Below are 22,287 nucleotides of genomic sequence, written 5' to 3'. Positions count from 1 at the left end.
TCATGCTGGGGAGTTCTCTGGGGACTGCTCGCCGCAGGAGCGGCGTACGACGAGACGGGCGGGGAGGGTGACCGACTCGGGAGGGCGGCCCTCGATGCGGTCGACCAGCGCGCGGACCGCGGCCCGGCCCAGTTCGCCGGTCGGCTGGGCGATCGCCGTGATCGGCGGATCGGTGTGCACGAACCACGGGATGTCGTCGAACGCGGCAAGACCGATGTCCTGCGGAACGCGCAGCCCGCGCGCGCGGATCGCATCCAGCGCGCCGAGCGCCATCAGGTTGTCGGCGGCGAAGACGACGTCGGGCGGCTCGGGCAGCGCGAGGAACGCCTCGGTGACGCGGCGTCCGCTGGCAGCCTGGAAATCGCCCTGCCCTATCAGCTCCTCGGGCAGCGGCAGCCCGTGCTCGCGCAGCGCCTCGCGGAACGCCTCGACGCGCTCACTGCCGGTCGTGGTGGCCGCGGGACCCGCGATGATGGCGAGCCTGCGGTGCCCGAGACCGTGCAGATGGCGGACCAGGTCGCGTACGGCCTCGCGGCCGTCGGCCCGTACGACGGGTACGTCGACACCGGCGATCCAGCGGTCGACGAAGACCATCGGCGTGCCCGCTCGCGCCGCCTCCAGCATCAGCGGGGAGCCGCCGTCGGTGGGGGAGACGAGCAGCCCGTCGATACGGCGGTCCAGCAGCGTACGGACGTGGTGGTCCTGCAGGTCGGGCCGCTCGTCGGCATTCCCGATGATGACGCTGTAGCCGAGCGCGCGGGCCGCCTCCTCGACGGAGCGGGCCAGCTCCGTGAAGTACGGGTTGAGCACATCGCTGATGACCAGGCCGAGGGTGCGGGTCTGGTCGGTGCGCAGGGACCGGGCGACGGCGTTCGGGCGGTAGCCCAGCGTCTCGACGGCGGCGAGGACGCGGGCACGCGCATCGGGGCTGACCGACGGGTGGCTGTTGAGCACACGGGACACCGTGGCGACGGATACGCCAGCCTCGGCAGCAACGTCCTTGATGCTCACCATCGCGGTCCCACCTCTCGTGGAATCGATTACACGGAGGATTGGAATCGATTACACGAGGGGAGGGCAAGACCTCGGAGGCGTCGAAATCGGATCGTGATAGATCGCGCTCAGATGAGCGAAAGGACGTCACCGCGGACGTCACCGCCACGGAGCTGCGGTCACCGACGTGGCGGCTCAGGTGACGGGAGGAGCCCCGTTGTCACCCCCCGGCGATACCGTCGGATCATGGCGAGTCGAGGGGCAGGCGGCGGCGCAGGGGCTGAAGGCGGCCGTGCGGTGGGCGCAGGCGGCGGTGCAGGGGCCGAGCCGCGGCGCATGGCGGTGCTCGAGGGGGTTCTCGAGCGGATCACGTACGCCAACGAGGAGAACGGCTACACGGTCGCGAGAGTCGACACCGGCCGCGGCGGCGGCGAACTGCTCACGGTCGTGGGCTCGCTGCTCGGCGCGCAGGTGGGGGAGTCGCTGCGGATGGAGGGCCGCTGGGGCTCCCACCCGCAGTACGGACGCCAGTTCACCGTGGAGAACTACACGACGGTGCTGCCCGCGACCGTCCAGGGCATCCGCCGCTATCTGGGATCGGGTCTCGTGAAGGGCATCGGGCCGGTCTTCGCCGACCGGATCACGCAGCACTTCGGGCTGGACACGCTGAAGATCATCGAGGAGGAGCCGAAGCGTCTGATCGAGGTGCCGGGCCTCGGCCCCAAGCGGACCAAGAAGATCGCCGACGCCTGGGAGGAGCAGAAGGCGATCAAGGAAGTCATGCTGTTCCTCCAGACCGTCGAGGTGTCGACGTCCATCGCGGTCCGGATTTACAAGAAGTACGGCGACGCGTCGATCTCGGTCGTCAAGAACGAGCCGTACCGCCTGGCGGCCGACGTCTGGGGCATCGGCTTCCTCACGGCGGACCGGATCGCCCAGTCCGTCGGCATCCCGCACGACAGCCCGGAGCGCGTCAAGGCAGGCCTGCAGTACGCGCTGTCGCAGTCCACCGACCAGGGCCACTGCTATCTGCCCGAGGAGCGGCTCATCGCGGACGCGGTGAAGCTGCTCCAGGTGGACACGGGCCTGGTGATCGACTGCCTGGCCGAGCTCGCGGCCGACGAGGAGGGCGTCGTACGGGAGCAGATCCCGGCGCCGGACGGAGGCGGCGAGACGGTCACCGCCGTCTACCTCGTCCCCTTCCACCGTGCCGAGGTCTCCCTCTCCGCGCAGCTCCTGCGCCTGCTGAACACCGGTGACGATCGGCTGCCGGCCTTCCATGACGTGGCCTGGGACAAGGCCCTGTCCTGGCTCGCGGACCGTACGGGCGCGGAGCTGGCCCCCGAGCAAGAGGAGGCCGTGCGGCTCGCCCTGACCCGCAAGGTCGCCGTCCTCACGGGCGGCCCCGGCTGCGGCAAGTCCTTCACGGTCCGCTCGATCGTCGAGCTGGCCCGGGCCAAGCGGGCCAAGGTCGTGCTTGCCGCCCCCACGGGCCGGGCCGCCAAGCGCCTCGCCGAGCTCACCGGCGCCGAGGCGTCCACGGTGCACCGACTCCTCGAACTCAAGCCCGGCGGCGACGCGGCGTACGACCGGGACCGCCCTCTGGACGCGGACCTGGTCGTGGTCGACGAGGCGTCCATGCTCGACCTGCTGCTCGCCAACAAGCTGGCCAAGGCCGTGCCGCCCGGCGCCCATCTGCTCTTCGTCGGGGACGTCGACCAGCTGCCCAGCGTCGGCGCCGGCGAGGTGCTGCGCGATCTGCTCAGCGACGGCAGCCCCGTCCCGGCGGTCCGCCTGACCCGTATCTTCCGCCAGGCCCAGCAGTCCGGCGTGGTCACCAACGCCCACCGCATCAATTCCGGCATACCGCCCGTCACGCAGGGCCTGAAAGACTTCTTCCTGTTCGTCGAGGACGACACCGAGGCCGCGGGCCGCCTCACGGTGGACGTGGCGGCCCGGCGCATCCCCGCCACCTTCGGCCTGGACCCGCGCCGCGACGTGCAGGTCCTGGCCCCGATGCACCGCGGCCCGGCGGGAGCGGGGAACCTGAACGGCCTGCTGCAGCAGGCCATCACACCGGCCCGTCCCGAGCTGGCCGAGAAGCGTTTCGGAGGCCGTGTCTTCCGCGTCGGCGACAAGGTGACCCAGATTCGCAACAATTACGAGAAGGGGCGCAACGGCGTCTTCAACGGCACGGTCGGCGTGGTCACCTCGCTCAGCCTGGACGACCAGCGCCTGACGGTGCTGACGGACGAGGACGAGGAGGTTCCGTACGACTTCGACGAGCTCGACGAGCTGGCGCATGCCTATGCGGTGACCATCCACCGGTCCCAGGGCAGCGAGTATCCGGCGGTGGTGGTCCCGGTCACCACGGGGGCTTGGATGATGCTGCAGCGGAACCTGCTCTATACGGCGGTGACGCGGGCCAAGAAGCTGGTCGTGCTGGTCGGTTCCCGCAAGGCCCTCGGACAGGCGGTCCGCACGGTGTCGGCGGGCAGGCGCTGCACCGCTCTGGACTTCCGCCTGGCGGGTCGCTGACGGACAGCGGGCCAGGGCCGAGGGTGTCCGACGGGGATCCGGCAAGCGTCGTTCGAGTCCCGCGAACGACGCTCGGAGATACGTTTCTGCTGAAACTCTCCGCCCCCGAAACCCGCGCTCCGACCGCCCCAACGACCGCGGAACGAAAGGCATACAGAATTTTGATCGATCAAACGAGTCGCAAAGGTCACACAACACTTCCAGAAGCAGGGTGAAGGGGGCAGGATGAGCAGGTTGGCGGCACTCAGTGCCGCTGACAGCCCCAACGGTCGACCCCGAGTGCACTCTCCTGAGCCAAATGGGGGATGGTAGAGACAGTCAGGGCACCTCGAAGATGAGGCACTACGTCGGTGAGGGAAGACGTGAGCGACAACTCTGTAGTACTGCGGTACGGCGACGGCGAGTACACCTACCCGGTGGTCGAGAGCACCGTCGGCGACAAGGGCTTCGACATCGGGAAGCTCCGCGCCCAGACCGGTCTGGTGACCCTGGACAGCGGGTACGGCAACACCGCCGCGTATAAATCCGCGATCACCTATCTGGACGGCGAGCAGGGCATCCTCCGCTACCGCGGCTACCCGATCGAGCAGCTGGCCGAGCGCTCCACCTTCCTGGAGGTCGCGTACCTGCTGATCAACGGGGAGCTGCCGAACGTCGACGAGCTCGCTACCTTCAGGAACGAGATCACGCAGCACACCCTGCTGCACGAGGACGTCAAGAACTTCTACCGCGGCTTCCCGCGCGACGCCCACCCGATGGCCATGCTGTCCTCCGTGGTCAGCGCGCTGTCGACGTTCTACCAGGACAGCCACAACCCGTTCGACGAGAAGCAGCGCTACCTCTCCACGATCCGGCTGCTCGCCAAGCTTCCGACGATCGCGGCGTACGCGTACAAGAAGTCCATCGGCCACCCCTTCGTCTACCCGCGCAACGACCTCGGCTACGTCGAGAACTTCCTGCGCATGACCTTCTCGGTCCCGGCCCAGGAGTACGACCTCGACCCGGTCGTGGTCTCGGCGCTCGACAAGCTGCTGATCCTGCACGCGGACCACGAGCAGAACTGTTCGACCTCCACGGTGCGCCTGGTCGGCTCCTCGCAGGCGAACATGTTCGCCTCGATCTCCGCCGGCATCTCCGCCCTGTGGGGCCCGCTGCACGGTGGCGCCAACCAGTCGGTGCTCGAGATGCTCCAGGGCATCCAGGCCTCCGGCGGTGACGTCGACTCCTTCATCCGCAAGGTGAAGAACAAGGAGGACGGCGTCCGCCTGATGGGCTTCGGCCACCGGGTCTACAAGAACTTCGACCCCCGCGCCAAGATCATCAAGGCCGCCGCGCACGATGTCCTCTCGGCCCTCGGCAAGTCCGACGAGCTGCTCGACATCGCGCTCAAGCTGGAGGAGCACGCGCTCTCCGACGACTACTTCGTCTCGCGCAGCCTCTACCCGAACGTGGACTTCTACACCGGTCTGATCTACCGGGCCATGGGCTTCCCGACCGAGATGTTCACCGTGCTCTTCGCGCTCGGCCGCCTCCCCGGCTGGATCGCCCAGTGGCACGAGATGATCAAGGAGCCGGGTTCCCGCATCGGCCGCCCGCGCCAGATCTACACGGGCGAGGTCCTGCGCGACTTCGTGCCGGTCGAGGAGCGCTGACGGGTCGCTCCGTTTGAGACGGTCACTCCGTTTGAGAGGGCTTACGGTCACTGCAACCGCCCCAGCGAGTGAGCCGAAGGGGGCGCGCCTGTGTCGAGAGACCGAGCGCGCGGAGGCCCCGACGGAGGAGGGGCTGAGCACGGTCGGGCTGTCGACACAGGCTTCTGTGCCCCCGGAGGCGAACCGAGCTCTATAAAAAGGGGAAAGCGCCCCGCTGCCGGTCCCCCCACGGGCCGGTAGGCGGGGCGCTTTCCTGTGTCCCGGTGCGGATTCCCCCCACGGGATCCGGCCGGGCGTCTGTAGGGGCAGCGCCAGCTGCGTCAGGTGTCGCGGGCTCTGTCAGGTGTCAGGGAACCCGTCGATACCTGTTGCGGTCCGCCGGGACGCGTACGCACGGGAGGGCCGCTCATAGCTCCCCGGTGCACGTGTCCCGGCCAACGCTCCCCACGGCTTCGGCGCCATGGGGTACCTCCATCCGGGGACGTCCCCCAAGACGTCCCCCGACATCAGGCACGCCCCCCAAGACGTTCCTGATATCGCCTTCTTAGACTCGCGAGCCCCTTCGATGGTTACGTTCGGACCGCTGTGATCTGCATCTCTTGCACATCTCTTCTGCCTGCGCAAGATCCTCGATACGGCAATCCAGGCCCAAGCGTAAGGATGTTGAAGGGGCTCTGTGAAGACCTGATGGGACCTTACCGGCGGGTCACTGCGAGTTCTTAGGCAGAGCGGCGCGGACGCGACCCGCCGACGCGGTTTGGCGCGCCCCTTCAGGGGCGCGGGGAACTGCGCGACCAGCCACGATGGTGCCGCAGACGACCGACGGGCACATAGCGGCACTTCCAGCGGAGCGCATAGCGTGCGGGCGGTGAGCGCACGACCGCGCACCCGCGCCGGGCTGCGGTCGGGCGCCGGACAGGACGGAAGGACTGGTGGAGGACGATGCGGGCAGTGGTGTTCGAGCGGTACGGGGAGCCGGCCGAGGTGCGGGACGTGGCGGATCCGGTGCCCTCGCTCGACGGGGTGGTCGTCCGGGTCGAGGCCACCGGTCTGTGCCGCAGCGACTGGCACGGCTGGATGGGGCACGACCCGGACGTCGTGCTGCCCCATGTGCCCGGCCATGAACTCGCCGGGGTCCTCGAGGCCGTGGGCGACCGGGTGGCCCGCTGGCGGCCCGGCGACCGGGTCACCGTGCCGTTCGTCTGCGCCTGCGGCAGCTGCGGCGCCTGCGCGGAAGGGGACCAGCAGGTGTGCGAGCGGCAGACCCAGCCCGGCTTCACTCACTGGGGCTCCTTCGCGCAGTACGTCGCGCTGGAGCATGCCGACGTCAACCTGGTGGCGGTGCCGGAGGAGATGTCGTTCGTGACGGCGGCCGGGCTGGGCTGCCGGTTCGCGACCGCCTTCCGTGCCGTCGTCGCCCAGGGCAGGGTGGCGCCGGGCCAGTGGGTCGCCGTGCACGGGTGCGGCGGTGTGGGCCTGTCGGCCGTGATGATCGCGGCAGCCTCCGGTGCGCGGGTCGTGGCCGTCGACATATCGCCCGATGCGCTGGACCTCGCGCGGAAGTTCGGAGCCGCTGAGTGCGTCGACGCCTCGACGGCCGGCGACGTCGCCGAGGCGGTCCGCGAACTGTCCGGCGGTGGCGCCCATGTTTCGCTCGACGCCCTCGGGTCACCGGCGACCTGCGCGGCCTCCGTGGGCGGTCTGCGGCGCCGCGGCCGCCACATCCAGGTCGGTCTGCTCCCGTCCGCCGCCGGAGACCCGGTCGTGCCGATGTCCCGTGTCATCGCCCTGGAACTGGAACTCCTGGGCAGCCACGGCATGCCCGCCCACGCGTACGCCCCCATGCTGGAGCTGGTGCGCGCGGGCGCCGTGCGCCCCGACCTCCTGGTCACCTCCACGATCCCGCTGTCGGAGGCCCCTGCGGCCCTGGCGGCGATGGGCGCGGCGCCGGGCGCGGGGGTCACGGTCGTCGAACCGCAGCGGTGAGGGCCGGGTCGTCGAACTGCAGCGGTGGAGGTGCCGGGCCATCGAACCACAGCGGTGAAGGCCGGACGTTCGAACCCAGCGGTGAAGGCCGGGCCCGGCCGCCGGACGGACGGCACGCGAGGCGGGACACCGCAGGCCCGGCCAGGCAGGTCAATCGGTTCTGCGGTGCCGGTTGCCGGGCCGGGACGCCACCCAGGCGCGCACGGTGTCCGCGTACCAGAAGGGCTTGCCGCTCTCGACATGGTCGGGCGGCGGCAGCAGCCCGTGCTTGCGGTAGGACCGGACCGTGTCCGGCTGCACCTTGATGTGCGCGGCGATCTCCTTGTACGACCAGAGCCTTCGGTCGGTCATCAGTGCACCTCCCTGCGAGCGTCGCAGCAGCAGCCGGGCAGGCCGTCGGGGGAGCTGGACGCGATGCTGGCGATCACTCAGCCTGCGTCTGATGAACGACACCGAGTGAGTGCAGGAGACCAGCTGTGGATCGCATGTGACACAAGGCCTGCGAACACGGGACATGCGTGACAGAAGAGAGGCATTCGTAACACGCGTGACGCACAGCGCCATGAGACGCGGCACGCGAGGCAAGCCGACGTGAGGCACGGCACGGTGCCAGCAGAATGCCGCGATGTGCGGGTGCTGAGACCAGCCTGACGGACGAGCCTGACAGACGAGCCTGGGGGCTGGGCCGACTCGGGCGAGGGCCAGCGATGGCCGGGCAGGCGTAGTGGACCGGGCCTGCTGCGCCAGTTCCGGTCCACCGCTCCCCGCTGCCCTCCGATTCCCCCCGGTCAGAGAGCTGGAAGGCCCCAGCGTGCCGTCAGCGCCGCCCTCCGGTCTTGGAAAAAAGCGCACTGCGCCCCGGTGGCAGCACCAGGCTCGTGGCCTCGCCGGTCAGCCGGTCCGTGCTGGGCGGTCCCGAGCGCTGCGGCCCTCGTCGGTTGCGGGCCGCGGTGAACTCGGCGGGTGTGCATCCGGTCATCGCCCTGAACTCACCGCAGAGGTGCGCCTGGTCGTAGAAGCCGCAGGCCGCCGCCGTATCGGCCTGGCTGTGCCCGGCCACGAGCAGCCGCCGTGCGCGCTGCAGCCGCAGCACCCGGGCGGCAGCCTTGGGTCCGAGGCCGATCTGCTCCCGGAAGCGGTTCTCCAGCTGGCGTACGCTCCAGCCGACCTCGTGGGCGAGGCGGCTGACCGGGATGGTGCCACCGGTGCGGACGAGCGTGTTCCAGGCGCCGATGATCCGGGGCGAACAGGGTGTTGCGGCATCCGCGCAGCGGCCCAGGACCTCGTCCAGCAGGGTGAACCGGGCGCTCCAGGTGCTCAGCCCGGCCAGTGCGGAGACGAGTTCGGGGATGCTGCCCCAGCCGGTGAGCCCGCGCGGTCTGTCGAGGTCGTACGGGTCGACGTGCTGATCGGCCAGCTCGTGCTGTGCGATGCCGAAGAGCGAGAACGCGGCCCAGGGCGCGAGCAGTACCGAGACGCCCGAGAGCCGCCCCTTGTGCTCACCGACCACGGGTACCGTGCCCAGCCCCGCGCACACCGAGACGAGCGAGACGGCGGGACGCCCCGCGGTGGAGATCCGCACCGGCTCCTCGAAGCCGAGCATCAGAGTGACCGCGCCGATCGGTGTCTCCAGCCGGCGCCGCGGACGCTCGAGATCGAACCGGAACCCGCGGTAGCTGATCACGCCAGGCCGCAGCCGCGGGTGTGGCAGCGCCCATGCGGCCTCCCAGGTGCTGGCGGCACGGTGGGCCGGTCGTGGCGCCGTCGCCGCTCCCCTCCCCGTCGTCATGGCGGTACAGCTTCCCGGCCGCCGGAGAAAAGTGTCAAGACGGTAAGGATGTCAGGACAATGCATTGACAGGGTGCGGTGATGCGACTAAACCCAGACGTCGAGAACCATCCCGTCCCCACTCCCCACTCCCCACGAGTCGGCCGACGCCGCCCGCCGCTCCTGCGCCCTCCCTGCTCATCCGAGAGGCGTGTGTACGGTGCAGGCGGAGTGCCGGATCCCTGAACTGCCGGGTCAGGCGCATGCGTCCAGCCGAGGTCGACGACCTCGCCCGCACGCACCGCGCGACGCCCGGCACCGATCGCCTCCGGCGCGGGAGGCCGCTTCGCCCTGGCAGGAGCGAAGTGCGAGCGCCGACTCCCCGCCCGCCACGGCCCCGCGCCGGAGGTTCTCTTCGGCAGCTCCCATGTGTCTACGCCGACCCCGAAATGCCCGACACAGTGTCCGGCGCGCGGCCCGTCCGGGCGTGGTGGGATGTGGGCGTGGCCGAGGCAGGGACCCGCGCGTCGGCCACGCAGGCCCATGAGGAGGGCCACGCAGCCCACAAGGAGTACGACCGGGCCGTCAGGGCCCGACGCCGCCGTCTGTGAAGGTAGGGATCTTGTCATGACGAAGACCGTCCACCACTGGATCGGCGGGAAGACCGTCGAGGGCACGTCGGGGACGTACGGCCCGGTCACCGACCCCGCGACGGGCGCCGTCACCACGCAGGTCGCCTTCGCCACGGTCGACGAGGTGGACGCCGCGGTCGCCGAGGCCAAGGCGGCGTACGCGACGTGGGGCCAGTCCTCGCTGGCGCAGCGCACCGCGATTCTGTTCAAGTTCCGCGCGCTGCTGGACGCCAACCGGGACGCGATCGCCGAGCTGATCACCGCCGAGCACGGCAAGGTGCACTCGGACGCGCTCGGCGAGGTCGCCCGAGGGCTGGAGATCGTCGACCTGGCCTGCGGCATCACCACGCAGCTGAAGGGCGAGCTGTCCACGCAGGTGTCCAACCGGGTCGACGTGGCGGCGATCCGGCAGCCGCTGGGCGTCGTCGTCGGCATCACGCCGTTCAACTTCCCGGCCATGGTGCCGATGTGGATGTTCCCGATGGCCATCGCCTGCGGGAACACCTTCGTGCTGAAGCCGAGCGAGAAGGATCCGTCGGCGTCCATGAAGGTCGCCGAGCTGCTCGCGGAGGCCGGGCTGCCGGACGGCGTGTTCAACGTCGTGCACGGCGACAAGGTGGCCGTGGACCGGCTGCTCGAACACCCGGACGTTGCGGCCGTGTCGTTCGTCGGCTCCACGCCGATCGCCCGCTACATCCACACCACGGCCTCCGCGAACGGCAAGCGCGTCCAGGCCCTCGGCGGCGCCAAGAACCACATGCTGGTGCTCCCCGACGCCGACCTGGACGCCGCCGCGGACGCCGCAGTCTCCGCCGCGTACGGCTCCGCGGGCGAGCGCTGCATGGCCATCTCGGCCGTCGTCGCCGTCGGTTCGACCGGCGACGAGCTCGTCGCGAAGATCAAGGAGCGTGCCGAGAAGATCAAGATCGGGCCCGGAAACGACCCGGAGTCCGAGATGGGCCCGCTCATCACGGCCGCGCACCGCGACAAGGTCGCCTCGTATGTGAAGGGCGCCGCCGACCAGGGCGCCGAGGTGGTGCTCGACGGCACCGGCTACACCGTGCCCGGCTTCGAGAACGGCCACTGGATCGGCCTGTCCCTGCTCGACAAGGTGCCCACGGACGCCGACGCCTACAAGGACGAGATCTTCGGCCCGGTGCTGTGCGTGCTGCGCGTCGACACGTACGAGGAGGGCGTCGCCCTCATCAACGCCTCGCCGTTCGGGAACGGCACCGCGATCTTCACCCGGGACGGCGGCGCGGCCCGCCGCTTCCAGATGGAGATCGAGGCGGGCATGGTCGGCGTGAACGTGCCGATCCCGGTGCCCGTCGGCTACCACTCCTTCGGCGGCTGGAAGGACTCGCTCTTCGGCGACCACCACATCTACGGCAACGACGGCACGCACTTCTACACCCGCGGCAAGGTCGTCACGACCCGCTGGCCGGACCCGTCGGAAGCCCCGGCGGGGGTTGACCTCGGGTTCCCGCGCAACCACTGACGGCTGCGCGCCGGCCGGGCGAGGTGCCCGGCCGGCGCCACGGCACCGAAGGCACGTACCGCGTCTGCGGTACGTGGTCGGTGCGGCGTACCTCCCAAGGAGGGCCGGGGGTTCAGACCGGCGGCTGCCGTGCATGTCGGTGCCTGCCTTTACCGTTGACGGCATGGATCTCCGACTGCCCGAAATGCGCGGGCCGCGGCGGTGGCTGGCCGCCGCGGCCGCTGTTGTGGTGCTCGCCGGTGCCGGGACATGGACGGCCGCCGCCTCGGACGACGCTCCGGCCGTGCACCGCGAGGACCGGACGCTCGACACGGGCGGTGCCAGGATCGACACGTCGTACTTCACCGCAGGTGCCGGCCGTCGCCCGGCCGTGCTGCTGGCGCACGGTTTCGGCGGCAGCAAGAACGACGTGCGGACACAGGCCGAGGACCTCGCCCGCGACGGGTATGCGGTGCTGACGTGGTCCGCCCGCGGCTTCGGCCGGTCCACCGGACCGATCGGCCTGAACGACCCGAAGGGCGAGGTCGCCGACGTCTCCCGGCTGATCGACTGGCTGGCGAAACGGCCCGAGGTGCAGCTCGACACGTCCGGCGACCCGCGCGTGGGCGTCGCCGGCCCGTCGTACGGCGGCGCGGTGTCGCTGCTCGCCGCCGGGTACGACCAGCGGGTCGACGCGATCGCCCCGCAGATCACGTACTGGAACCTCGCGGACGCGCTGTTCCCGAACGGCGTGTTCAAGAAGCTGTGGGCCGGGATGTTCATCAACTCGGGCGGTGGCTGCGAGAGGTTCGACAAGCAGCTCTGCGAGATGTACGAGCGGGTCGCGGAGACCGGCACACCCGACGCCGAGGCGCGGGCACTTCTGCAGGAGCGCAGCCCGTCGGCCGTCGGCGACCGCATCAAGGTGCCCACGCTCATCATGCAGGGCCAGACGGACTCCCTCTTCCCGCTCGGCCAGGCCGACGCCATGGCCAAGGCGATCCGCGCCAACGGCGCGCCGGTCGACGTCGACTGGATCGCGGGCGGGCACGACGGCGGCGACATGGAAGTCGACCGGGTGTACGCGCGCGTGGACGCCTGGTTCGACCGCTATCTGAAGGACGACAAGAACGCCGACACCGGGCCCGCGTTCCGCATCACCCGTACCGGAGGTGTCGACTCCACCGACGGCGAGGCCCAGCTGCGCGGCGCCAGCGGAGACCGGTATCCCGGCCTCGAGAGCGGGTTGCACAGCGTGCCGCTCACCGGCCGCGAGCAGACCTTCGACAACCCCGCGGGCGCCGGGCCGCCCGCCGTCTCCTCGCTGCCGGGACTCGGCGGTGCCGCCGGAGGCCTGTCCCTGTCGTCCCTCGGCGTCGGCGTCTCCCTCGACTTCCCCGGCCAGTTCGCGCGGTTCGAATCGGCGCCGCTGCGCAGCGATCTGCGCATCACCGGCTCTCCGACGGCCACGGTGCACATCGCGTCCACCAGCGACGACGCCGTGCTCTTCGCCAAGGTGTACGACGTGGGGCCGGACGGCAGACAGCAGGTGCTGCCCTCCCAACTGGTCGCGCCCGTGCGGGTCGAGGGTTCCGGCGCCAAGGGCGGCAAGGACGTCACCCTGACCCTGCCGGCCGTCGACCACGAGGTGCAGAAGGGCCACCGCCTGCGTCTTGTCCTCGCCTCGACCGACCTCGCCTACGCCTCACCGGTCAAGACCGCCACATACACGGCGTCCCTCAAGAGCGACCTGAAGGTTCCGACGGCGCCCGGTGTGGCCACAGCGGCCGCTCCGCTGCCAGCCTGGGTGTGGTGGCTGCCCATCGCTGGAGCCGTCGCCGCGCTCGCGCTGCTGCTCACGGGGCGGCGCCGCACCGCGACCCCGCCGCCGGACCCGGACCTCGCCGACGTGCCGCTGCAGATCACCGACCTGAGCAAGCGGTACGCGAACTCGGCCGACCGGTACGCCGTACGGGACCTCTCCTTCCGCGTCGAGAAGGGCCAGGTGCTCGGCCTGCTCGGGCCCAACGGCGCAGGCAAGACGACCACCCTGCGCATGCTCATGGGCCTGATCCGGCCCGACGGCGGCGAGATCCGCGTCTTCGGCCACGCGATCCGCCCCGGTGCGCCGGTGCTGTCCCGGGTCGGCGCGTTCGTCGAGGGCGCGGGCTTCCTGCCGCACCTCTCCGGCCGCGAGAACCTCGAGCTGTACTGGCAGGCCACCGGCCGGCCCGCCGAGGACGCCCACATGGACGAGGCGCTGGAGATCGCCGGGCTCGGCGACGCCCTGCAGCGCGCCGTCCGCACGTACTCGCAGGGCATGCGCCAGCGCCTCGCCATCGCCCAGGCCATGCTCGGCCTGCCGGACCTGCTGATCCTCGACGAGCCGACGAACGGCCTGGACCCGCCGCAGATCCGCGAGATGCGCGAGGTGATGATCCGGTACGCGGCGGCCGGCCGCACCGTCATCGTCTCGAGCCACCTCCTCGCGGAGGTCGAGCAGACCTGCACGCATCTCGTGGTCATGGACCGCGGCAAGCTCGTGCAGGCGGGACGGGTCGACGAGATCGTCGGCTCCGGGGAGACGCTGCTCGTCGGCACGGCCCAGCCGCTAGACGACCCGCTCGTGGAGAAGATCGCCGCTCTGCCGGGCGTGGGCTCGGCGGTGCGCGCCGATGGCGGGCTGCTCGTACGGCTGGAGGGCGCCAGCACACCGCAGCTGCTCGCCGAACTCCTCCGCCTTGAGGTGCCGGTCGAATCGGTCGGGCCACACCGGCGGCTGGAAGACGCGTTCCTGACCCTGATCGGAGGCACCGCATGACCGCGCTCGCCGAACGCACCGAGGTGGCGCACGGGTACCGCGCGGGACGGACGCTGCCGCTGCGCGTCGAGCTGGTCCGCCAGCTGAAGCGGCGGCGCACGCTGGTGATGGGCGCGGTGCTGGCCGTGCTGCCGTTCGTGCTGGTCGTGGCCTTCGCGATCGGCGGCGAGCCGGACGGCCCCGACGACCGGGTGACCCTGATGGACACGGCCACCGCGTCCGGGGCGAACTTCGCCGCGACCTGCCTGTTCGTCTCGGCGGGCTTCCTGCTGGTGATCCCCGTGGCGCTGTTCTGCGGGGACACGGTCGCCTCCGAGGCGAGCTGGTCGTCGCTGCGCTATCTGCTCGCGGCGCCCGTGCCCCGGGCCCGGATGCTGTGGTCGAAGCTGGCCGTCGCGCTGGGCCTGAGCCTCGCTGCGATGGTGCTGCTGCCGCTGGTGGCGCTGGCGGTCGGTGCCGTCGCGTACGGCTGGGGGCCGCTGCAGATCCCGACCGGCGGGGCGCTCGACGCGGGCACCGCGGCCCAGCGGCTCGTGATCGTCATCGCGTACATCTTCGTGTCCCAGCTCGTCACGGCCGGGCTCGCGTTCTGGCTGTCGACGAAGACGGACGCGCCGCTCGGCGCGGTCGGCGGCGCGGTCGGGCTGACGATCGTCGGCAATGTGCTGGACGCGGTGACGGCTCTCGGCGACTGGCGCCACTTCCTGCCTGCGCACTGGCAGTTCGCCTGGGCGGACGTGATCCAGCCGACGCCCGAATGGGGCGGCATGATCCAGGGTGCGTCCGTCTCCCTCACGTACGCGCTGGTGCTGTTCGCGCTGGCCTTCCGCGGGTTCCGGCGGAAGGACGTGGTGTCCTAGGAAGACAGGGGCCTAGGCCTCCCGTCGGCACCCCACCGGCCGGGACTCTGAGGAGCCCCGGCCGGTGGGGTGCCTGGGTTCGGCCGGTCTGGAACAGCGGCTTCTAGAGCTCTGGAACAGCGGCTTCTAGAACAGCGAGTAGAGCAGCCTGTTGGGCGAGCCGGTGCGCGGGTCCGTCACCTTGCCGGTGGTCGCGCCGTTCACCAGCGCGTCGCGTACCTGCGCCGGGGACGCGGTCGGGTGGGTGGCCAGATAGAGGGCCGCGACACCAGCGGTGTGGGGCGTCGCCATGGATGTGCCGCTGATGGTGTTGGTGGCCGTGTCGCTGTCGTCCCACGCCGACGTGATGCTGACGCCCGGGGCGAACAGGTCGAGGCAGGTGCCGTAGTTGGAGAACGACGCCCGCCTGTCGGAGGAGTCGGTGGCGCCGACGGTGATGGCCTCCGGGACGCGGGCCGGGGAGTAGTTGCAGGCGTTCTGCGGCCAGCCGAGGATGTTGCCGTTGCCCGCGGCGATCGAGTAGCTGACGCCGGAGGCTATGGACCTCTTCACGGCGTTGTCGAGCGTCGTGTCCGCGCCGCCGCCCAGGCTCATGTTCGCCACGGCGGGCTTCACGGCGTTCGCGGTGACCCAGTCGATGCCGGCCACGACGCCGGCCGTGGTCCCGGAGCCGTTGCAGTCGAGCACCCGCACCGCGACCAGCTTCACGCCCTTCGCGACGCCGTACGTCTTGCCGCCCACCGTGCCCGCCACATGCGTGCCGTGCCCGTTGCAGTCCTGACCGTTCTGGCCGCCGCCCACCGTGTCGGTGCCGACGCTCGCACGGCCGCCGAACTCGCTGTGCGAGGTGCGGATCCCGGTGTCGATGATGTAGGCGGTGACGTTCGATGCGGTCGTGTTGTACGTGTAGGTCTTGCTCAGCGGCAGATTCCGCTGGTCGACGCGGTCGATGCCCCAGGTCGCGTTGGACTGGGTGTCGTTGATGCGCAGGACCTGGTTCTGCTGGACGTACGCGACCTTGGGGTCTCGGGCGAGCTCGGCCGCCTCGCTCTTCGTCAGTTCGGCGGAGAACCCCTTGAGGGCGCTGCTGTAGACGCGGCCCAGGATGCCGTCGTACTCGGCGGCGAGGTTCCTGGCCGTGGCGGGCGTCGCCGCCTTGGTGGTCGAGCCGTCCTTGAGGACGACGATCCAGCTGTTCGGGACGGCCGTCGCCTCGGGAGCGAGACGCAGGTCGGCGAGGGGCGCGCTGTGCGCGGGAGAGGCGGTGAACTGCAATCCGGCTGCGAGCAGCATGGCGGCGGGCAGAAGGGCCCCGAGCCGACGGACGGTTGCTCTCATAGGAACACCAGACCTTTCATTGACCGGTGGCGCTCAAGTGGGGGTTCGCGCTCAAGGTGTTCTTGTCGTGACCAAGTCAGCGTCAAACGCCCAAGGAGGTCTGGGTGTTGGGGGAGTGCGCGTAGGAGTTGCGGGGCTTATGTGAAACCTGACGTGAGATCAGGTGTGGTCCGATGCCGCAGTGGGCTCGCCTCGTGGCGGGTGCGGGTGCGGGTGCGGGTGCGGGAACGGGGCCGCCGGCCGGGAGGTGGTCGGCGGCCCCGGGCGCCCCGGGGCTTAATCCGCCGCCTTGGGCGCCCGCGCCCCGCCGGGCTTGTCCGGCGAGGAAAAACTCGGCACACTGGAACCATGAACCGAACGAACGGTCGGTTTGTTGAGAGAGCCAGAAGCGGGTGCCGATGACCACGTCAGACTCCGCCTCATCGACCTCGTCCGCCGCGGGCCCCGCCGGCCCCCGCCCGGAGGGACCCGATGAGCAGGACCTCGAGCAGCACTTCGACGCGACGATCGCGAGGGACCAGCGGATCGAGCCGCGGGACTGGATGCCCGACGGCTACCGCAGGACGCTGATCAGGCAGATCGCGCAGCATGCCCACTCGGAGATCATCGGTATGCAGCCGGAGGGCGAGTGGATCATGAAGGCGCCGTCGCTGCGCCGCAAGGCGATCCTGTTCGCGAAGGTCCAGGACGAGGCGGGGCACGGGCTGTACCTGTACTCGGCGGCGGAGACCCTGGGCGCGGACCGCGCGGACCTCACGCAGCGGCTGATCGAGGGACGGCAGAAGTACTCGTCGATCTTCAACTACCCGACGCTGTCCTTCGCGGACGTCGGTGTGATCGGCTGGTTCGTGGACGGCGCGGCGATCTGCAACCAGGTGCCGCTGTGCCGGAGCTCCTATGGGCCGTATGCGCGGGCGATGGTGCGGATCTGCAAGGAGGAGTCGTTTCATCAGCGGCAGGGTTACGAGCTGCTGATGACGATGATGCGCGGCACCGACGCGCAGCGGGAGATGGTGCAGGACGCGGTGGACCGCTGGTGGTGGCCGTCGCTGATGATGTTCGGCCCGCCGGACGACGCCTCGCCCAACTCGGCGCAGTCCATGGCGTGGAAGATCAAGCGGCACAGCAACGACGAGCTGCGGCAGCGCTTCGTGGACATGACCGTCCCGCAGGCCGAGAAGCTCGGCGTGACCCTGCCCGACCCGGAGCTGCGGTGGAACGCCGAGCGCGGCCACCACGACTTCGGCACGCCGGACTGGTCAGAGCTGCAGCGGGTGATCTCCGGTGACGGACCGTGCAACGCCCAGCGGATGGAGCGGCGCCGGACGGCCCACGAGGAGGGCGCGTGGGTGCGGGAGGCGGCGAGCGCGTACGCGGCCAAGCAGGCCAAGCAGAGCGAGCGAGCCCGGAAGGGGGCGGCGGCATGAGTGACACCGTCAAGGGCGACTGGCCGCTGTACGAGGTGTTCGTGCGCGGCAAGCGCGGGCTGAACCACGTCCACGTGGGCTCGCTGCACGCCGCGGACGACCGGATGGCCCTCACCCACGCGCGTGATCTGTACACGCGGCGCAACGAGGGGGTCTCGATCTGGGTGGTGCGCTCCGAGCACATCGCCGCCTCCACACGCGACGAGAAGGACCCGTTCTTCGCACCCAGCGCCGACAAGGTCTACCGCCACCCGACCTTCTACGACATCCCCGACGACGTCCCGCACATCTAGTCCCATCGAGGAGCAGGCATGAGTGACGATCACGTCTACATGACCCTCGCCGAGGGACACGAGGACGACGCCCGCTGGGCGTACGGGACCGGTTTCGAGGACCCCCTGCACGGCGTGGACACCACCGTGCCCGAGGGTGTCGACGCCGCCGGACTGGCCGCGTGCTGCCTGGCGCTGGGCGACGACGCGCTGGTCAGCGCGCAGCGGCTGGCCGAGTGGTGCACGCGTGCCCCCGAGCTTGAGGAGGAGGTGGCGCTGGCCAACATCGGGCTCGATCTGCTCGGCCAGGCCCGCCTGCTGTACGCACGCTGCGGGCAGGTGGACGGCACCGGGCGCGGCGAGGACGCGTACGCCTACTTCCGTGACCCCGGCGATTTCCGCAACGTCCGCCTTGCCGAACTGCCGTGCGGTGACTTCGCGTTCTCCGTCACCCGGCTGCTGGTGCTCTCCAGCTGGCGGCTTGCACACTTCGCGCAGCTCACGGCCTCGCCCGACCCCGTCCTCGCGGCGATCGCGGCCAAGGGCGTCAAGGAACTGGCGTACCACCGGCAGTACGCGGCGGAGTGGGCCGTCCGCCTGGGCGACGGCACCGAGGAGTCGCACCGGCGGATGCGCAGGGCCCTGGAGCAGGTCGCCCCGTACATCGGTGAGTTGTTCACGGCGTACGACGTGCGCGACGAGGTCGTCGCCGTCCTGCGCCAGGTCACGGAGGCGGCCGGACTTCCCATGCCGGTGTACCGGCCCCTGCCCGGCGCCGGCCGCGACGGCGACCACACCGAACACCTGGCCCCGCTGCTGGTCGAACTCCAGAGTTTGGCCCGCGCCCACCCGGAGGGGACATGGTGACCACCGGAGGGGACATGGTGACCACCGTGTCGGCCGAGGCACGGCGGGCCCGGCGCATCGCCGAGCAGGTGCCGGACCCCGAGCTGCCCATGCTCACCCTGGCCGACCTCGGCGTTCTGCGGGGGGTCGAGATCACCGAGGACGGCACGGTGGTCGCCGGTCTCACGCCCACCTACTCCGGCTGCCCGGCGATGGCCGAGATGCGCGCCGGCGTGGCCGCGCGGTTGCGGCAGGCCGGATTCGACCGGGTCGAGATCCGTACCGTCCTGGACCCGCCGTGGACCAGCGACTGGATCACCCCCGCGGGCCGCCGCAAGCTCGCCGAACACGGCATCGCGCCCCCCGGCGCCGCACCCCGCCGCTCCACCGGCCCCGTTCCGCTCGAACTGTCGGCCACCCGACGGTCCGTCACCTGCCCGCGCTGCGGCTCGGCGGACACGGAGGAGACCTCCCGCTTCGCCGCCACCTCCTGCAAGGCCCTGTGGCGCTGCCGCTCCTGCCGGGAGCCGTTCGAGTACGTCAAGGAGATCTGATGCACGACACGACGGCCCCGGCCCCGCCTGCCCGGCCGGCGCACGCCCGCCGCCGCCCGGCCTTCCACCGCCTGCGGGTCGCCGCCGTCCAGCCCCTGTGCGAGGACGCAGCCGCCGTCAGCTTCGACGTCCCCGCCGAGCTCGCCGAGGAGTTCGCCTTCGCGCCCGGCCAGGCCCTCACGCTGCGGCGCGAGGTCGACGGCCGCGACGAACGCCGCTCGTACTCGATCTGCTCCCCGGCCGGGTCGACGCCCCGCATCGGCGTACGCGTCGTGCCGGGCGGGCTGTTCTCGTCGTGGCTCGTGCACGACGTACGGCCCGGCGACACCGTCGAGGTGATGGGGCCGACGGGCGCGTTCACGCCCGACCTCACCCGCTCAGGTCACCACGTCCTGATCGCGGCCGGGTCCGGCATCACGCCCATGCTCTCCATCGCCGAGTCCGTCCTCGCCGCCGACGACACTTCCCAGGTCACGCTCTTCTACGGCAACCGGCGCACCGACACGGTGATGTTCGCCGACGAGCTCGCCGACCTCAAGGACCTCTATCCGGCCCGCTTCCAGCTCGCCCATGTCCTCTCCCGCGAGCCCCGCGAGGCCGACATCCTGACCGGACGCCTCGACGCCGACCGCCTCGCCACCCTGATCGACGCCCTCGTCGACATCGACGACACCGACCACTGGTGGCTGTGCGGCCCGCACGGCATGGTCAGGGACGCCCAGCGGGTCCTCGCCGGCCTCGGAGTCCCCGGCGACCGCGTCCACCAGGAGCTGTTCTACGCCGACGACGAGCCCGTGCAGCCGGTGCGCCACGAGGACGCGGCGGTCGAAGGGCCCGTCAGCCAGGTGACCATCACCCTCGACGGGCGCTCCACCACGGCCGCGCTCTCCCGCGAGCACACCATCCTCGACGGCGCCCAGCGCACCCGCCCCGACCTGCCCTTCGCCTGCAAGGGCGGGGTCTGCGGCACCTGCCGCGCGCTGGTGACCGAAGGCAAGGCGGACATGCGCCGCAACTTCGCCCTCGAACCCGCCGAGGTCGACGCCGGGTACGTCCTGACCTGCCAGTCGTTCCCGGTCTCCGACGAGCTGACCGTCGACTTCGACAGCTGACCGTCGACTTCGGCAGCTGAGACGCGGCCGGGCGCAGCGCACGCCGAGGCGCGGCTGACAGAGCGTCGCGGGGCGGGGACCGGCCGGTTCCCACCCCTGCCGGGTCACCGAGCGGAAGTACGGCACCGGTGTGAGACTGCTGATGTCGCGGACCTGGACAGACGGACGGACCAGACCGACAGGCCGCGTGACGTCTGGCGTACCTGCAGGTGGGAGACATGGGAGACGACGTGCCGGCATCAGTGGCCGGGGAGAGGCTTCTGGAGGAGTTCCTCGCCGATCCCCGGAACGCGGCCCTGGACCTGTCCACGGCCGTCAGCCGGTGCGCCACGGCCGTCGGCCTGGACCGGGCCGTGGTCTATCTCGCGGATGTGCAGCAGCGGCACCTGATATCCCTGACGGACGTGTCGCCGGCTCTCCCGATCGACGCATCGCTCGCCGGATGGTCGTACCGCACGCTTTCGCTGCGCGTGGAGGAGTCCTCCACGGGCGGCGTGACCGTGTGGCTGCCGATGGTGGACGGCGCCGAGCGGCTCGGCGTGCTCGCGACGTACACCATGTCCCTGGACGCGGAGCGGCTGCGGCACTGCCGGGCCCTCGCCGCCCTCTTCGCGATGATGATCACCTCCCGGCGGGCGTACCGGGACAGCTTGGTGCAGCGGACCCGCATCGAGCCCATGCAGCTGCCCGCCGAGCTGCTGAGGGCCGTGATGCCGCCCCGCACCATAGGCAACGTCCACGCCATATCCACCGCCGTGCTCGAACCCGCCTACGAGATAGGCGGCGACGCCTTCGACCACGCGCTCAGCGAGACGACCCTGCACGCCGCGATCCTGGACGCCATGGGCCACAACATGGCATCGGGCCTCACCACGGCCGTCACCCTGGCGGCCTGCCGCAACGGCCGCCGGACTGGCGCCGACCTTCCCGAGCTGGTGGAGACCGTCGACCGCACGCTCGCCGAGTGGCTTCCCGACCAGTTCTGCACGGGCGTCCTCACCCAGCTCGACCTCATGAGCGGCGCCCTGCGCTGGTGCAACTGCGGGCACCCGCAGCCGCTGCTCATCCGCAACGAGCGCCTGGTGCACGGGGCCCTGGAACGCCCCGCCGACCCGCCCATGGGCCTCCCCGCCGCATTCCTGGACGCGCCCCGCCAGGTACACGAGATCGACCTCGAGCCCGGCGACCGCGTCCTGCTCTACACCGACGGCGTCACCGAGGCCCGCACCCAGGCCGGAGCGGAGTTCGGCCTCGATCGCTTCGCCGACTCCATCATCCGCGCCACCGCGGCGGGCGAACCCGCCCCGGAGACCCTGCGCCACCTCATCCACGGGATCCTGGACGCCCAGGACAACCGCCTGCGCGACGACGCGACGATCCTGCTCCTCGAGTGGCGACCACCTCAGGCGCTCCCGTCGTAGGGCTCGGCGGAGCCGGTCCGGACGAGACCCGGACCGACGGCTGACAGGCGGTCAGGAGCGGCCGGAAGACCGGCACGCTCGACCGGACGGGGGACAGCGGACGGCTCGTCAGCCACGGACGGCGGCACGTACCCCCTTACCCCATCGTGATGACGCATCAGGGGCCGCTACGTGCTGCCAAGCGGGTAATAATTCCGCCTCAACCACTCGATGGGCCCACTTAGTAGCTCAAATGCGGCCTTCTCCGGTGGTGCGGAGCCGCAATCCCGCTGAGGGTGATCACGTCGCTACTGCGATCCGAAGAGCCGGCGCCGGGTCGGCCGTCGCAGTCGTGGCGAAAGGAATCTCTCCCCATGCGAATTACCCGCACCCTGTTCGCCTCGGCCGCAGTCACCGCGGCCCTCGCGATCGCCGCTCCCGCCGCGAATGCCGTCACCGTGGCCGAGCTCTGGACGTCGCACACCGCCTCCTCCTATGGCGACGACGACTACGACAAGAAGGACGACAAGAAGGACGACTACGGCAAGGACGAGGACAAGAAGGACGACTACGGCAAGAGAGACGAGGACAAGAAGGACTACGACAAGAAGG

Annotated in this window: 16 protein-coding genes and 1 pseudogene; 13 read left to right on the top strand and 4 right to left on the bottom strand. The window is 70.8% G+C overall.

Translation table 11 applies throughout. The annotated features are described in order from the left end of the window. Positions 1 to 1,014, bottom strand: coding sequence for a LacI family DNA-binding transcriptional regulator (locus tag STSP_RS21960; protein WP_067280804.1), 1,014 nt, complete (start codon positions 1,012 to 1,014; stop codon positions 1 to 3). A 315-nt stretch (positions 1,015 to 1,329) separates the two neighbouring features. Between STSP_RS21960 and recD2 the strand changes: the two genes are divergently transcribed. The 3 genes from recD2 to STSP_RS21945 all read left to right on the top strand — a co-directional run bounded on the left by recD2 (position 1,330) and on the right by STSP_RS21945 (position 7,169). After that, positions 1,330 to 3,531 (top strand): SF1B family DNA helicase RecD2, encoded by a 2,202-nt coding sequence (recD2, locus tag STSP_RS21955; RefSeq protein WP_067280801.1) that lies wholly within the window; start codon positions 1,330 to 1,332, stop codon positions 3,529 to 3,531. 362 nt (positions 3,532 to 3,893) lie between these two features. Then, the gene (locus tag STSP_RS21950; protein ID WP_067280799.1) at positions 3,894 to 5,183 is read left to right on the top strand and encodes a citrate synthase; all 1,290 of its coding nucleotides are present in this window, start codon (positions 3,894 to 3,896) and stop codon (positions 5,181 to 5,183) included. A 942-nt stretch (positions 5,184 to 6,125) separates the two neighbouring features. Beyond that, positions 6,126 to 7,169: a zinc-dependent alcohol dehydrogenase family protein gene (locus STSP_RS21945; protein ID WP_067280797.1), complete on the top strand. Its 1,044-nt coding sequence runs from the start codon at positions 6,126 to 6,128 to the stop codon at positions 7,167 to 7,169. A gap of 150 nt (positions 7,170 to 7,319) precedes the next feature. Here the strand turns inward: STSP_RS21945 and STSP_RS21940 are convergent, their stop codons facing one another. Beyond that, complete coding sequence (locus tag STSP_RS21940; protein WP_067280795.1) at positions 7,320 to 7,520, bottom strand: helix-turn-helix transcriptional regulator; 201 nt, start codon at positions 7,518 to 7,520, stop codon at positions 7,320 to 7,322. 466 nt (positions 7,521 to 7,986) lie between these two features. Then, the gene (locus STSP_RS21935) at positions 7,987 to 8,958 is read right to left on the bottom strand and encodes an AraC family transcriptional regulator (protein WP_078067398.1); all 972 of its coding nucleotides are present in this window, start codon (positions 8,956 to 8,958) and stop codon (positions 7,987 to 7,989) included. 605 nt (positions 8,959 to 9,563) lie between these two features. Between STSP_RS21935 and mmsA the strand changes: the two genes are divergently transcribed. From mmsA to STSP_RS21920, 3 genes are all read left to right on the top strand, one after another. Further along, positions 9,564 to 11,066, top strand: coding sequence for a CoA-acylating methylmalonate-semialdehyde dehydrogenase (gene mmsA, locus STSP_RS21930; RefSeq protein WP_067280793.1), 1,503 nt, complete (start codon positions 9,564 to 9,566; stop codon positions 11,064 to 11,066). A gap of 163 nt (positions 11,067 to 11,229) precedes the next feature. Next, the gene (locus tag STSP_RS21925; protein WP_067280935.1) at positions 11,230 to 13,866 is read left to right on the top strand and encodes an alpha/beta fold hydrolase; all 2,637 of its coding nucleotides are present in this window, start codon (positions 11,230 to 11,232) and stop codon (positions 13,864 to 13,866) included. Then, positions 13,863 to 14,726 (top strand): ABC transporter permease, encoded by an 864-nt coding sequence (locus tag STSP_RS21920; RefSeq protein WP_067280790.1) that lies wholly within the window; start codon positions 13,863 to 13,865, stop codon positions 14,724 to 14,726. Before STSP_RS21925 ends, STSP_RS21920 begins: the two co-directional genes overlap by 4 nt. A 126-nt stretch (positions 14,727 to 14,852) precedes the next feature. Here STSP_RS21920 and STSP_RS21915 read toward each other — a convergent pair whose 3' ends face one another. Continuing rightward, a complete protein-coding gene (locus STSP_RS21915) occupies positions 14,853 to 16,064 on the bottom strand; it encodes a S8 family peptidase (RefSeq protein WP_067280788.1) in 1,212 nt (403 codons plus the stop codon). Positions 16,065 to 16,462: 398 nt separating this feature from the next. Here STSP_RS21915 and paaA point away from each other — a divergent pair, with 398 nt between their 5' ends. From paaA to STSP_RS21880, 7 genes and pseudogenes are all read left to right on the top strand, one after another. Beyond that, on the top strand, positions 16,463 to 17,491 hold the full coding sequence (gene paaA / locus STSP_RS21910) for a 1,2-phenylacetyl-CoA epoxidase subunit PaaA (RefSeq protein WP_067280786.1): 1,029 nt from the start codon (positions 16,463 to 16,465) through the stop codon (positions 17,489 to 17,491). Beyond that, a complete protein-coding gene (gene paaB, locus STSP_RS21905; protein ID WP_067280783.1) occupies positions 17,488 to 17,784 on the top strand; it encodes a 1,2-phenylacetyl-CoA epoxidase subunit PaaB in 297 nt (98 codons plus the stop codon). The genes paaA and paaB overlap by 4 nt, the downstream gene beginning before the upstream one ends. 18 nt (positions 17,785 to 17,802) lie before the next feature. After that, on the top strand, positions 17,803 to 18,630 hold the full coding sequence (gene paaC, locus STSP_RS21900) for a 1,2-phenylacetyl-CoA epoxidase subunit PaaC (RefSeq protein WP_067280780.1): 828 nt from the start codon (positions 17,803 to 17,805) through the stop codon (positions 18,628 to 18,630). After that, entirely contained in the window at positions 18,624 to 19,163 is a 540-nt protein-coding gene (gene paaD, locus STSP_RS21895; protein WP_408646343.1) for a 1,2-phenylacetyl-CoA epoxidase subunit PaaD, read from the top strand. The genes paaC and paaD overlap by 7 nt, the downstream gene beginning before the upstream one ends. Further along, positions 19,163 to 20,275: a 1,2-phenylacetyl-CoA epoxidase subunit PaaE gene (paaE, locus tag STSP_RS21890; protein ID WP_067280779.1), complete on the top strand. Its 1,113-nt coding sequence runs from the start codon at positions 19,163 to 19,165 to the stop codon at positions 20,273 to 20,275. Before paaD ends, paaE begins: the two co-directional genes overlap by 1 nt. Before the next feature lie 218 nt (positions 20,276 to 20,493). After that, positions 20,494 to 21,696: a PP2C family protein-serine/threonine phosphatase gene (locus STSP_RS21885; protein ID WP_067280776.1), complete on the top strand. Its 1,203-nt coding sequence runs from the start codon at positions 20,494 to 20,496 to the stop codon at positions 21,694 to 21,696. A 353-nt stretch (positions 21,697 to 22,049) separates the two neighbouring features. After that, positions 22,050 to 22,287: pseudogene (locus STSP_RS21880) on the top strand (hypothetical protein); the annotation flags it as partial.

This window comes from Streptomyces jeddahensis (assembly GCF_001642995.1).
Lineage (GTDB): Bacteria > Actinomycetota > Actinomycetes > Streptomycetales > Streptomycetaceae > Streptomyces > Streptomyces jeddahensis.
The sequence above is the reverse complement of the archived record's forward strand: the minus strand, read 5'-3'. Positions and strand labels throughout refer to the sequence as shown.